This is a genomic window from Micromonospora sp. NPDC050980 (genome assembly GCF_040653835.1).
GTDB lineage: Bacteria > Actinomycetota > Actinomycetes > Mycobacteriales > Micromonosporaceae > Micromonospora.
This window is the reverse complement of sequence record NZ_JBFAGS010000038.1, coordinates 1-13,948: the sequence shown is the minus strand read 5'-3', so window position 1 is coordinate 13,948 and position 13,948 is coordinate 1. Positions and strand designations below refer to the sequence as shown.

Below are 13,948 nucleotides of genomic sequence, written 5' to 3'. Positions count from 1 at the left end.
GGACCACCCGAGATGGGATACTCACGGTGCCGACTCTGACCCGCCGCCCCCAGCGGGGCCGTCTGCTGCCCACGACGCGTCGGCTGATCGCGGTAACAGTGACCGCGGTCCTCGGTGCCGGGCTGCTCGCCGTCCCTCCGGCGCAGGCCAAACCCCGCCCGTCGCTACCGAGTGTGCGGCCCGAGAAGCTCGACTCCATCGGCGGTCCCGCGAAGCAGAAGGCCCTGCCGACCAAGGCGGCCAAAACCGCCGATTGGGACAATCCGGTGTGGCCGGCTCCTGGGCGTGCCCGGGCCGCCCTTCCGACGGCCACCGCCCGCGCCGCCACCCCCGCCCGCGCCGGGAGCCTGCCGGTGCGGGTCACCCGCGCCGCGACGCCCTCCGGCCGCACCATCACCGGCGTGGACGTCGAGGTTCACGATCGGGGTAAAAGCCCAAGCGCCTGGCGCGCCGGTCTGCTGCTGACCTTGCGTCCCGAGGGCGCCGCCGGGCCGGCGGACGTCGATGTCACCGTCGACTACAAGCCGTTCCGTCACGCCTACGGCGGCAACTGGTCCTCACGGTTGAAGCTGTGGACTCTGCCCGCGTGCGCCCTGACGACCCCGGCCGTGCCAGAGTGCCGGGCCACACCGGTCAAGTCGGTCAACTCGGTCGCGGACGGCACCGTGAGCGCGCGGGTGTCCGCGGCGCCAGCCGGGACCGTGATGGCCCTCGCGGCCGGGGCCGCTGGCGTGCAGGGCGACTACTCCGCCACACCGCTCGCCGCCTCATCCACCTGGTCGGCCGGCGGATCGACCGGCAACTTCACCTGGTCGTACGACATGCGCGTGCCGCCGGCGGCCGGGCTGGCGCCAAGGGTATCGCTGGCCTACTCCTCGGGCACTGTCGACGGGCGATCGAGTGCGGAGAACAGCCAACCTTCGTGGGTGGGCGAGGGCTTCGACTACTCACCCGGGTTCATCGAACGCAGCTACGTCCCGTGCAGCGAGGACATGGCCGGGTCGGCCAACAACTCGGTGAAGACCGGCGATCTGTGCTGGCGGTCCTACAACGCGACCATGTCCCTCAACGGCGGTGGCAGCGAGCTGGTCTTCGAAACCGGTAAGGGCTGGCACTCCCGCGACGAGGACGGCGCAAAGATCGAGAAGCTGCCCGGAGCGAGCAACGGCGCCAACGGCGGCGAGCACTGGAAGGTCACCACCACCGACGGCACCCAGTACTACTTCGGCCTGAACAACCCGCCCGGCCAGAGCACCGCCACGAACTCCACCTGGACCGTCCCGGTCGCCGGCAACCACACCAACGAGCCCTGCAACGCCGGTACCTTCGCCGCATCGTTCTGTACTCAGGCGTGGCGGTGGAACCTCGACTACGTCGTCGACCCCCGCGGCAACACGATGTCCTACTGGTACGCCCCGGAGACGAACCGGTACGGCAAGAACCTCAAAGCCACCGACAAGGCCCTCTACACCCGCGGCGGCACGCTGAGCCGCATCGACTACGGCACCTGGGACCGACCGGACGGCCGCTCCATCACCCCCACCGGCCAGGTCACGTTCACCGCCCTGGACCGCTGCGAGTCGAACTGCACCAACCACAGCCCCGGCGTCAGCTGGAAAGACGTCCCCTGGGACCAGGAGTGCACCGCCACCGCCGCCAACTGCGGCACCAACTACAGCCCCACCTTCTGGTCGACCAAGCGGCTGGCGAAGGTGAGCACCCGGGTGTGGGACACCACCAAGACCACACCCGCCTGGCAGGACGTCGACTCCTGGACGCTCACCCATACCTATCCGTCGGTTGGTGACGGCAGCGACTACGCCGGCATGTGGCTCGCCTCGATCGTGCACACCGGTCTGGTCAAGAACACCACCGCCACCGGCTCCACCGCCACCGTCCCCGACAACCTGGACCCGGTTGTTCTGCCGCCGGTGACGTTCGAACCCACGTCCCTGCAGAACCGGGTCCTCGCCTCGCACAACACCACGAACAACCGCAACCGCATCGGCAACATCATCACCGAGACCGGATCCAAGATCCAGGTCACCTACAGGCTGCCCGAGTGCACCTCCAGCAACCTGCCAAGCGCGCCGGAGACCAACACCAAACTCTGCTACCCCGTCATCGGGCCGGACCCCTACAACCCGGGTGGATCCGACATCACCGAGTGGTGGCACAAGTACGTCGTCCGGCAAGTGTCGCAGTCCGACATCCCCGCGATCGTCGACAACGTCGACTACCAGGCACCGGTGCAGAACACCTTCTACGACTACCCCGGTGATCCGGCCTGGCACTACGCCGACGACGACGGGCTCGTCAAACCCAAACGCAAGACGTGGAGCCAGTTCCGCGGCTACCGCACCGTCGAGCTCCGCACCGGCGACGCCCCCCGGCAGACCCTGACCCGCACCACCTACCTACAGGGCATGCACGGCGACCGCCTCAACGCCGCCAACGACACCCGGACCGTCACCATCGGCGCCTCACTCGGCACGGAGACCGTCTACGACGAGGACCAGTTCGCCGGCATGATCCGCGAGAAGGTCGTCTACAACGGCACCACCAGCAAGCCGGTCAGCAAGACCGTCAACGTGCCCTGGCGCTCCCCGGAAACCGCGTCGCGCACCATCAACGGCGACACCGTCACCGCCCGCTACGTCAACACCAAAACCACCTACCAGGCCACCGCGCTCGGCGTCGACGGACAGAGCGGATGGCGCACCACCCGCACCCAGTCCACGTTCAACGACACCTACGGCACCCTCGACCGGATCCAGGACGACGGACAGTGGCCCGCCACCGGCGACGAGCAGTGCACCGAGCTGACCTACAACCGAAACCTCGGCGCGAACATCACCGGCACGGTCAAGCAGACCACCACCACCGCCCTGGCCTGCGGCAACGCCCCCACCAGCACCGCCGACGTCATCTCCGACACCCGCAACACCTACGACGGCGCCGCCAACCCGAACATCGCACCTACCTACGGCGCGGTCACCAAGGTCGAGAAGCTCAAGAACTGGTCCACCTCCGCCGGCACCACCTGGCAGACCACCGCGCAAAGCACCTACGACCCGTTCGGTCGCATCGCAACCGCCACCGACGCCCGCGGTAGCACCACCACGACCACCTATTCGCCCGCCACCGGCCCGGTCGCGTCGATCAACACGTCGAGTCCGGACCCCAACGGGGGCGCCGCGTGGAGCACCACTGTCACCAACGCCCCTTACTGGGGCGTCCCGGTCAAGACGACTGACCCCAACAGCCGGGTGAAGGACAGCACCTACGATCCGCTGGGCCGAGTCGCGAAGGTCTGGGCCGTCGGCTGGGACCGCAAGAACCGCGAGTCAACCCCCTCCGTCGGCTACACGTACTCCTACGCGCCGAACCGCGACGCCTACCCCTGGGTGCAGACCAGGACCGTCAACGCCGGCGGTGGCTACCTGACCGCGTACCAGATCTTCGACGCGTTGCTGCGTCCCCGGCAGACCCAGTCCACGGGCGCCAACGGCGACCGGGTCATCACCGACACCATCTACGACACGTCCGGACGGGTCGACGCCACCTACGGCGCCCACGGCAAGATCGGCGCACCCTCGGGCACCCTGTGGGGGCAGCCCGAATGGTCGGTGCCGACGGTTAACCGCACTGTCTACGACGATGCTTCCCGCCCCACCGCCGCCATCCTGCTCGGCACCGATGGTGTCATCAACCAGGTCGAGAAGTGGCGCAGCACCACCACCTACCTCGGTGACCGCACCAGCGTCACCCCACCCGCTGGCGGCACCCCCACCACCACCGTCACCGACGCCCGGGGCCGCACCGTCGAACTGCGACAGCACACCACCACCCAGGGCATCGCCGGCGCCTACCAGAGCACCAACTACACCTATAACCGCAAGGGCCAACTCACCACCGTCACCGACCCCGACGGCAACGAATGGACCTACACCTTCGACGTCAAGGGCCGCCAGATCTCGGCCAAGGACCCCGACAAGGGCACCACCACCAGCACCTACACCGACACCGACGACCTCGCCACCACCACCGACGCCCGCGGCGAGGTCCTCGCCTACCAGTACGACAACCTCGGCCGCAAGATCGGCCTCTACGACGACACCATCTCCACCACCACCAAACGCGCGAGCTGGAAATTCGACAAGACCGACATCATGTTCGGCGGCGAAGCCGTCCGCGGACAGCTCACCGAAGCCACCCGCTTCGACCCCCCAGGCTCCACCAACGCCTACAAAATCCGGTACCTCGCCTGGACCAAGCGCTACCAGCCCGGCGCCGTGCAGTACGTCATCCCCGCCACCGAAACCGGACTGAACACCACCTGGGAAATCGGCTACGGCTACCGGGAACAAGACGGCTCCCCCAGCAGCGTCACCATGCCCGCCGCCGGTGACCTCACCGGCAGCGAAACCATCACCACCGGCTACAACTCCACCTCCGGCCTGCCCGTCACCCTCACCACCGGCTCCGCCTACGGCAACAGCTACGTCATCGGACAGCAGTACACCGCCTACGGCGAACCCACCCTGCTCACCCGCAAAAGCGCCGGCAACTACGTCGAAGAAACCAACACCTACGACCTCACCACCCGCCGGCTCACCAACACCTACGTCAAACCCGAAACCGCCGCCGGCACCGTCTCCAACCGCACCTACGACTACGACGACGCCGGCAACATCACCTCCACCGCCGACCAGCCGGAAGTCGGCCAGACCGACACCCAGTGCTTCCAACAGGACCCGCTCGGCCGACTCACCAGCGCCTGGACCCCGAAGACCGGCGTCGACTGCAAGACCACACCCACCACCGCCAACCTCGGCGGCCCCGCCCCCTACTGGCACGACTGGACCTTCGATAAGGTCGGCAACCGCCTCACCGAAACCGCCCACACCAGCGCCGGCGACACCAAACGCACCTACACCGTCCCCACCGGCGGGCAGAACGTCGTGCGCCCCCACGCCGCCACCTCCGTCCTCACCGAAGCCCCCGGGCAGCCCGCAGTCACCAACGCCTACGCCTACGACAACACCGGCAACACCACCTGCCGCCCTACCGGCGCCGCAGCCAACACCTGCCCTCCAGGCAACGCCTCGCAGAACCTGTCCTGGGACTCTGAGGGACGGTTGAACAGCATCTCCGGTGATGCGCCCAGCGCCGGCAGCAACATCTACGACGCCGACGGCAACAGACTCCTACGCCGCGACGCCACCGGCACCACCCTCTACCTACCCGGCATGGACATCCGCTGGAACGGCACCAGCCGCAACACCACCCGCTACTACACCTTCGCCGGCCAGCTCATCGCCTCCCGCACCGCCACCGCCCTCAGCTGGCTCATCACCGACCACCAAGGCACCCAACACACCACCATCAGCAACACCGGCGCACAAACCGTCACCCGCCGCTACCAAACACCGTTCGGCGCCCCCCGCGGTTCCCAGGTTCCCTGGGCCAACCCCAAGGGCTTCGTCGGCGGCGACAACGACCCCAGCGGACTCACCCACCTCGGCGCCCGCGAATACGATCCAGGACTCGGCAGGTTCATCAGCGTCGACCCCGTCATGGACCTCGCCGACCCACAGCAATGGAACGCCTACGCCTACAGCAACAGCAACCCCATCAACCTGTCCGACCCCAGCGGCCTCAAAGCCTGCGCCGACGACCGCTGCGGCCCTGGCGCCGACTATGAACACCTCGACGGTCATCTCGTCACCGTCGACGGCGACAACGATGGGTGCGGTGGATCCTGCGGCGATGACGACTGGATCAGTTCCCGCAAAAACCACAAAAAGCCGCGCCCTGCGTCGATTGGCTCCGTAGTTCTCAGGGACGGGGATGTGAACGATCTGGACGAGCTTGAGCGGCAGGTAGAGATCCAGCGGAACAAGCTCATTAATGCGGGAGGCAGGCTTTCGGGTCATGAGGACGTAGATAGCGTTCGGCTACTTCTTCTTGCCTGTAATGCGTCAAGCGGTAGTGATCTTTGTTCCCTGGAGTTTTTGGCCTTCATTGATCAGGCCTACGTAGGGCTCGTTGATGTGTACGCGAATGCCCCAGGCTCGCAAATTGGCCCGATGTCTGTGTATGCGCCGTCTGCGGCGGGAGGTGACGGCCGTACAAACCCGATCGTGCGGGTACCGTGGTATGTGCAAAATACATCGAGCGGGCGGATTGTAGGGGATCACCTTCAGCCGAAGGATCTTTCAGCCGCCAAGAGGGAAATCGGTGGCGAGATCGTCAAGCGTAAGTCTAGCGGGACGCCCTGGGACCACGTGCACGAGGTCAGGGATGGGCAGAGAGGCTTGTATAATCGTATCGGTTCTATCAAGAAGACACTGAAGAATAGAGGCCACCTGCTCACTGTTGATCAGCGAGTGAACTTGCAGGTCGAACTGTCTTACGCCAGTCGAATGTTGGATTACACGTACAAATACGTCCCGCCGGGAGCTGCTTAGCTGCCATGTTGCGGCTGTTATAAATGCCGAGTGGGCTACAGGTGCGGCCCGTAGAATCCCGTGTGGCGCATTTCTTGGCCCTAGCTTCAGTCGCGACGAGTGAGAGGGAAGATTTTCGTGCCAGCTCCGGACCTTGGTGACTTGCTGGATCGAGCAAAGTTCGGTCGAGTGTCGCGAGATGAAATCTCATGGACAGCTAGTGCCCTAGCCGCTCGAACCGGCCAGCACGACTTGTATCGACTCATCCATATCCTGGGGCGTGTGGGGAATGCGCCTGAACATGAAAGGCTCATCGCTCCTTTCCTGCACTGCCCGGAAGATCCGATGCTTTCACGGATGGCATTAATTGTATTAGATGAATGGGGATTTTTCGAGAAGTATCGAGGTTCAATTCTGCAGCTGCTGCGTGGCGTCGATTGGGATTATGACTCGGATGTGCGCATAATTGCCCTCACTCGAGCCGGCAAGTATATTGCCAGCAAAAAGGACTGCACCCTGCTTTTGTCTTTAATCGAGACCGCCGAGTCCGACGAGTTAGACGAAGTCGTCAGGCGTGCAGCGCTAGACGGTTTGGCGCTTGCTGCAGGCGGCACCGTGGAGGAGTGGCCGCCCGTTGTTCAACGCTTCGATCTCAGTAGCCCTTGGCAGGCGGGTGCACTGCGCCGAGCGCGGCAGCGATTGAGCCGTGAATGCTGAGTTGAGCAGGTGAGCCGTCCTGGCGCCGCCGTTCGTAGAATGGCTTATGGGCCTCGACCAGCACTGGGTGACCACCCCGATGCTCGAGGAGCTCGTCGCCATCGGGCAGCGCCGCTCCGTGTCCGAGATTCTCAGACAGATCACCCAGGTCGGGGACGAGCGTCAGACCTGGGACCTCGGCCCGGCCATTCGCGAGTTTGGCGAGCCGACCGACCGCAATCCGCTGCTTCAGCAGGCGTTCGATCGCCTCCCGTTCAACCACGCCCAACCGGATCAGGTGGTCGAGCTTTCGTCTTTGCAAGCTCGCGGACTCGGCGATGCGTGGTGTCACGGACGAAGCCGGACGGTGGCCCGCCCTTCGTTAGGTCGAAGCGACTGCAGCTTGGCCCACCCGGTGGAGCACGAGTTGCGCCAGGTGCGAGCCCCGCCCGGCGAGGATCGGGGGATCCGCGTCGCGGCGTAACTGACGCACTGTGTGTGCGAGCGCGTCACTGGGGCGCTGACCGACCCGATATGACGCCATTGCCGGGTAAGATCAGAAGCCGTCGTCAAAGCCCACCGAACCGGTCTCCCTGACCTGGTAGGCCGACACCCGGCGCTCGCAGAGGTCTGAAATTTGTCATCCGCGGGGCGTGGTTCGCACTACGGCCGCTAGCCAAGCCCTGCTGCAGACCCGAGCAGTCCGAAGGGCGAACCGCGCCACGTGAGATGTCCACCTCGGCATCTATGGTGTCGTCGCCGCGTAGGGACGCTCCAGCATGTTGTCAAACCGTTCGAACAGAGTGGTGACCTCCTCGGCGGGCGGCTTGCCGCGGTAGGCCATCAGCCCGGTGTAGTCGTTGTCCTGGAAGAGTTCGGTCAGGATGCCGTCCCAGTCGTAGTCGGTGGCCGACTCGGGCAGCCGCTCCAACATGTCGTCAAAGCTGCCGAGCTCGAGCTCGGCGTTAGCGCGGTCGGTCATCAGGTGCAGAGCGATCTCCTCGGCGTTTGTCCGGGGTTGCGGCTCGATACCGTGGGCGAGGTCCGCAGCCAGGGCGACGAACGTGGCCCGGAACTGGCCCAGCGAGGTTGGAGTCAGCTGCTTGATGAACGGCGGAAAGTCCCAGTTATCCAGGTTTCCCATCGCGCCGCTGACCTCGTCGCTGAGTGTCATCGCTGCGACGTACAACAGCAGCGCCGTCCGGGGCGTGATCACCGGTGTCAGACAGGCGTCACATTCGCCGCTGTCGCAGGCAGGGCAGTCGAGGCACCCGTCACCGCATGTCGGGCAGGTGCCGCACCCTCCTGTCGGGCACCCGTTGGCCGGGAAGCTGGCGATCCCGGCGTGAGCCCGGCGTCGCAGTTGAACGGCCAGGCGATGCCGGCTAGGGCGGAGGGCGTCCAAGACTGCGGTCACTGACGCGCGGACCGGACCCGGCTCGGCATCGAGGGCGGCCAGCAACCGTTCCCGGGTCCGCTCGGGCGGGTATCCAACGGTCAGCAGGTTCAACAGGTCCGCGACGGTGTCGGCTCGCTCCGGAGTCGGGAACGTGGCCAGGGCCTCCACCGTTTCCCCGCCACCGTGGTCGACGATGGCGAACACCCGGTGGGTGCTGGCGGTGTGCTGCGGCAGAAAGCCGTCCTAGATCGTCTTCATCTGGGAAACCTTCCGATGAGCGGGCGCACTCAACGTGCGGGCGCTCCACGAGGGAGAGAGCATGGCGAGGCTGCACGTTGCGGTATGTCCGCAACGCCGTTGCCTAGAAGATTCGCGGCTGCCTGGCAGGGTCCGACCCTGTCTGCGTAACCAGATACCTGAATATCAGAGTCAGTCCCGCCGGGCAAGCCTGTTGCTCTCCGTGGCCCGGGCGGATACGGCCTCCCAGCGGGTCAACGTCCCGCTCGGGGGTGCTCTGTGGGTGCTCGGACGTCGGGGAACTGGCACGGACGTTCCGGGACCGGGATGGATTTCGTCCTGTCTGCCGGGGACACCAGGGATCCGCTTTAGTCGATGTGGAGTCGGACCTGCGGGGATGCGGCAGGATTGGTTCGGACGCGCCCGGACACAACTGGACTTCGTCCTACGGATCAGAAGGTTAGGGGTTCGAGTCCCTTCGGGCGCACAAGATCAGGAGGGGTCTGACCTGCCGGAACGGTGGTCAGGCCCCTCCTTTTGCTGTCCCTTGTGGTTGGTTGGGTGCTCGGTGTGTGCTCGTGCGACGAGCATCCATCACGTCCGGTCCTGTCCGGGCGCGTCCGGTTAGCGGCAGTGGAGTCCGCCGGGGCGTAATCAAGACCGGCTGGGCCCGGAGACGAAGAACTGGCCTGGCGGGCTCTCAACGGCTACGTCTCGATCGAGGAACTGGCCCGACGTCGAACTCAACATGCTCAACCTCCGACGCCAGCAAGGGCGCGGCACCTTGGTGCTCCGTGTGCGGTTCAGGCTGGTCGGCCCGGCCCGGGTACCTTTCCGATCACGTTCTTGATCATGGGACAGTGCAGCGACTCACTCAGCCGTTAGCATCGCGCTGATTCCCGTTCCCCGTTTCGGAGACCTTCATGCTGCGCACACTTGCCGCCGCCGCCCTCGCGGGCGCGTTCGTGGCCGCCCTTCCGGCGACTGCCGCCCTGGCCGCCGCCCCTAAGCCGGATATCGCGGTGACCTCCGCCGCCGACAAGGCCACCTACGCCGAGGGCGAGACCTTCACCATCACGGTCACCGTGAAGAACAAGAGCTCGGTGGACGCCAAGCGCGTGCACTACACCGGCGGTGACAGCGAGGGTGTCGCCGATGTTGTCTACGGTGAGCTGCGGACCGGCTTCGACCTCGCCGCGGGCGCCACCAAGACCGTTGAGCTGACCGGAAAGACCGATCACGCGGCGTGGCGGTACGGCCGTGGGTTTGTCGCCTTCCAGCTTGCCGCCGACAATGGCGAGGCCAACGACGCCGACAACATCACCAGCGTGCGGTTGCTGGTGCCGGGCGCCTTCAACGATCTGAGCGGCTACGTCTTCGAGGGTAAGTCGTCTGGCGCGGAGTGGACGCCCCAGACGCCCGGCGTTCCCGGGTTCAAGGTCGTCGCCACCAGCACCGACGGCGAGACGAAGTACGCCGAGGCCACCACTGACGACAAGGGCCTCTTCCGTCTCTCCCACCTCCCAGCCGGTGACGTTCTATTGACCTTCACCGGCCCGGCGGGCTGGAAGATCCTGACCAGCGATAGCAGCGCGGGTAACCACACGACGGCGCAGGTCAGCGCCGACGACAGCGACGAGCCACGCGTCTTCGTGCCGGCCAAGAAGGTCACCGAGAGTTCGCCGAGCGCCTCACCGTCGGCGTCGCCGTCGCCTTCGGTGTCTTCGAGTGCCGGTCCGGGCCTGCCGGCCACCGGTGACAACAGCGCCGACCCGGGCCTGCCGGTCACCGGCGCCGACACCATGCTGCTCGTCGGCGCGGCTGCGGTCGCTGTCGCGGTCGGTGTCGGGTTGGTCCTCGTCGCACGGCGTCGCCGCGTACGCCTGCAGGTCTGATCGTCCGGGCTCGCCTCAGCGGCCAGATGCCTACACGCGGGAGCGCCCTGCGCTGAGACGAGCAAGCAAAGCGCCGAGGCTTCAGCATTCCGCTGGAGTCTCGGCGCGCCCCGCAGGCTGGGACAATGCCTCCAACACGCGCTTCGGCCCGGCCGAGCCACCCGGCTTGGGCCGCCAGCTACCCTGCCGGATCGCGACGGGATCGGGCAGACGATAACCCCAGTATCACCCAGCCCGGCCATCAAAAACTCCTGGCAATGTAGCGCGCTGTAAGTAGCGGGGGCGAAGAGCGCTTCTGAGTGGGCATTCGATGATGCCATTTCGCGTTATCCGCCATTTGTCCTACGTCCAGCTCGACCCATTCGCCCCATGAGTAGCGATACGTGTTCGCCGCACCCATGCGATCGGCGCCTGTTTCGCGGGCAGATAGCCACCAGACTCCGTCTGACGTAGATCTGGATCGGAACCGCCGCTTCCTCTGCCTGCCGCGTCGCCAGGACTGTCCGGAGTAGATCTCTGCCGTGACTGAACGCCGCGCCTACCCCAGCGACATTTCCGACGCCCGCTGGGCCCTGATCGCACCAACACTGCTCGCCTGGCAGCAGGCCCGCCTCGACCGGCGACCCACCGGCGAGCCCGCCCGCACCGACGTCCGCGAGGTGCTGAACGCCATTTTCTACGTCAACCGGACCGGCATCGCCTGGAAATACCTCCCTCATGACTTTCCGCCACACACCACGGTGTACTACTACTATGCCGCCTGGCGCGACGAAGGCGTCTTCGCCCAGCTCAACCTCGACCTGACCGCCCTGGCCCGCGTGAAGGCCGGCCGCGAACCACAGCCCACCGCCGCGGTCATCGATACACAGAGCGTGAAGACATCCACCAACCCGCCGACCGCCACGCAAGGAACCGACGCCGCGAAGAAGATCGTCGGCCGCAAACGCAGCGTAGTCACCGACACTCTGGGGCTGCTGCTGGCCGTCATCGTCATGGCCGCCTCCGCCACCGAGAACACCGCCGGCATCCGCGCGTTGAACCAGGTCAAGGCCACCCATCCCACCGTCACCAAGACATGAGTGGACGCAGGCTTCAAGAACCAGTTCGTCGAACACGCCGCCACCCTCGGTATCGACGCCGAGGTCGTACCGCGCAACACCGAGACCAGAGGCTTCCACGTGGTCAAACGGCGATGGGTCGTGGAGAGGACCCTGGGCTGGCTGATGCTGCACCGCAGACTCGTCCGCGACTACGAGACCCACCCGGCCAGCTCCGAAGCCATGATCCACATCGCGATGATCGACAACGTCAGCCGCCGCATAACGGACGAAGCCATCCCGACCTGGCGAGGCACATACTAATAGATCAAGGACAAATCGAACGCCCTCTGAAAAATTGGAAGGGAAGACGATGACCACGACACACACCGCAGGGTTGTCCACACCGCTGCGGGAGCTACTCGACCCGACCATCACGCACCAGGTCAACCAACTCGACGTCGCTCCCGGGTCACGAGTGTTGGAGATCGGTGCCGGAACCGGCCATGTCACCGCCTATCTCGCTCGCGCCGTCGGACCAATGGGCCGCGTCATCGCGGTCGACGACGACACCACCCACCTCAATTCCACCGCCGTGGTGGACGTCTACAGCCGCGACGTCGCCGTCAACCCTGACGCGGTGCCCGGCGACGCCGCAAGCGTCGACCTCGTTATCGCGCGGTGGCCGCACCACCGGCTGGTCGACCCGGCCGCCCTGATCGACCACATGCTCGCCCGCCTCCGGCCGGGTGGGTGGCTGATCCTGGCGGACGTCACCGACACCCGCCCACAGGTGCACTGCGCTGACACCTCAGGCGACGAGGACCTGATTAATCGGGTCGTGCGCAGGCTTTACGACACGACCCTCGGCCCCAGCGGCACCGGCCGCTGGCCCGGCGACGTCGAAGGACTCCTACACGGCCGGGGCATGGAACAGGTGTGCCTGAGCGCCGTGTCGGAGACGTGGACCGGCGGCGGGCCCGGCTGCGGCGTCCTCGCCGGCATCGTCGCGCATGCCCGTCCCACCCTCCAGGCTCTCGGCATCCCCGCCGACGACATCGACTACTTCCAGACGGTCATGGCCGATCCTCACGTTCTCCTGCGGTCGATCGAGCGGCGCGGCCTGCGCGCCCGCAAACCCGCCTAACGCCCCGAGCGGTGCCGCTGGGGGATCGGCAACCTCCAGCGTCACGTCCGGCGACCATCCCAATGTGGTCACCGGAAAGGCGGTGCCGGGCCTCCACCGCCCAGGGCACGGCACCGCCAGGACGACCACGTCGGGATGAGGGCCCGACGGGTCGGCCAGGCCGGCGGCAGAACATCCCCGAATCTGCCGCCGGCCACCACACCCCCGCCGCCGGCATGCGACGTGATGCCGCCGGCATCACCACCACCCGCCACCTCGACGCCACCAGCGAACGGACCGCGATGCATCAGGACCCGTCCCCGTGAAATCACGCCCTGTCGCCGTCAATCGGACGCCGGCTTTCATCGCCGACGTGATCGCGCAGGTGACCGCCGCATACGACAGGTCGGGGCATGGTCGCCTTACCGCAGTGATTGACCGGGTCGCCCGCCAGCACGAGCTGCCCGCCACCACCGTCCGCGCGTGGCTGACCGAGGCTCGGCACTCACCGCAGACGCCGCTGCCCTACGGCCTGCTGCACTGCGGCCTGTGCAGCGCGCCGTTCGCGACCATCACCCGCACCCACGAGCCGCCGGTGTTGCTGTGCACCCCGCCGTGCGGGCGTCAGCCCATCGGCGCTGACGCGGTGTCACAGGCGGTCGGCGCGATCGTCCTTCGACGCGCGCACCGGCTGGTTCCACCCGGCGAGGCCGCTGACGCCGCCTCCTACGCCGCAGCGGTGATCCTGCGCATCAGCGTCGGCGCCACCCTCAACAACCTGCACGTCACCTGGCGCACCGCCCCACCACACACCCACATCGCCCAACGCCTGCACACCGCACGCCGCCACGCTGACTGCCCTTCCCCTCGTAGCGTGGAGGCCAGAGCTTGAGGGATAGAGGTTCATGGCTGAGACGAGACGCCAGTTCGATCCGGAGTTCCGGGCGGGCGCGGTGCGCAGCGTGCGTGAGACGGGTAAGTCGATCGCTCAGGTCGCCCGTGACCTGGGGATTATTGACGAGTTGCCCAAATGTGCCGTGATCGTTGGGTGTGTATGGGTGTGGTGGTGCGTGATGCGCGGTCGCTTTCCCCGGCGGCGCAGGAGG

General features: G+C 66.4%; 8 protein-coding genes and 1 pseudogene. 8 read left to right on the top strand and 1 reads right to left on the bottom strand.

From position 1 onward, the window contains the following. Positions 1-26 precede the first annotated feature (26 nt). The 3 genes from AB0H28_RS28785 to AB0H28_RS28775 all read left to right on the top strand — a co-directional run bounded on the left by AB0H28_RS28785 (position 27) and on the right by AB0H28_RS28775 (position 7,632). Positions 27-6,473, top strand: a complete 6,447-nt coding sequence (locus AB0H28_RS28785; RefSeq protein WP_358046837.1) for a polymorphic toxin type 28 domain-containing protein — start codon at positions 27-29, stop codon at positions 6,471-6,473. A gap of 261 nt (positions 6,474-6,734) precedes the next feature. Further along, on the top strand, positions 6,735-7,169 hold the full coding sequence (locus tag AB0H28_RS28780) for a hypothetical protein (RefSeq protein ID WP_358046834.1): 435 nt from the start codon (positions 6,735-6,737) through the stop codon (positions 7,167-7,169). A gap of 46 nt (positions 7,170-7,215) precedes the next feature. Further along, positions 7,216-7,632 carry a hypothetical protein gene (locus AB0H28_RS28775; RefSeq protein ID WP_358046831.1) on the top strand — a complete coding sequence of 139 codons (417 nt, stop codon included), beginning with the start codon at positions 7,216-7,218 and terminating at the stop codon, positions 7,630-7,632. A 261-nt stretch (positions 7,633-7,893) separates the two neighbouring features. Here AB0H28_RS28775 and AB0H28_RS28770 read toward each other — a convergent pair whose 3' ends face one another. Continuing rightward, positions 7,894-8,751 (bottom strand): hypothetical protein, encoded by an 858-nt coding sequence (locus tag AB0H28_RS28770; protein ID WP_358046828.1) that lies wholly within the window; start codon positions 8,749-8,751, stop codon positions 7,894-7,896. A gap of 1,055 nt (positions 8,752-9,806) precedes the next feature. On the opposite strand from AB0H28_RS28770, the gene AB0H28_RS28765 reads away from it, so the two are divergent. The 5 genes and pseudogenes from AB0H28_RS28765 to AB0H28_RS28745 all read left to right on the top strand — a co-directional run. Further along, positions 9,807-10,679, top strand: a complete 873-nt coding sequence (locus AB0H28_RS28765; RefSeq protein WP_358046825.1) for a carboxypeptidase-like regulatory domain-containing protein — start codon at positions 9,807-9,809, stop codon at positions 10,677-10,679. 521 nt (positions 10,680-11,200) lie between these two features. After that, positions 11,201-12,040 (top strand): annotated as a pseudogene (locus AB0H28_RS28760) (IS5 family transposase). 49 nt (positions 12,041-12,089) lie between these two features. Further along, positions 12,090-12,863, top strand: coding sequence for a methyltransferase domain-containing protein (locus AB0H28_RS28755; protein WP_358046822.1), 774 nt, complete (start codon positions 12,090-12,092; stop codon positions 12,861-12,863). Positions 12,864-13,215: 352 nt separating this feature from the next. Beyond that, positions 13,216-13,734 carry a hypothetical protein gene (locus tag AB0H28_RS28750; RefSeq protein ID WP_358046820.1) on the top strand — a complete coding sequence of 173 codons (519 nt, stop codon included), beginning with the start codon at positions 13,216-13,218 and terminating at the stop codon, positions 13,732-13,734. Positions 13,735-13,747: 13 nt separating this feature from the next. Continuing rightward, positions 13,748-13,948, top strand: a 201-nt coding sequence (locus tag AB0H28_RS28745) for a transposase (protein ID WP_358046816.1), incomplete at its 3' end; no start/stop codon positions are given.

Excerpts from the sequence above, each read along its gene's own strand:
- AB0H28_RS28755 (WP_358046822.1), top strand. The coding sequence starts at position 12,090 with ATGACCACGACACACACCGCAGGGTTGTCCACACCGCTGCGGGAGCTA.
- AB0H28_RS28775 (WP_358046831.1), top strand. The coding sequence starts at position 7,216 with ATGGGCCTCGACCAGCACTGGGTGACCACCCCGATGCTCGAGGAGCTC.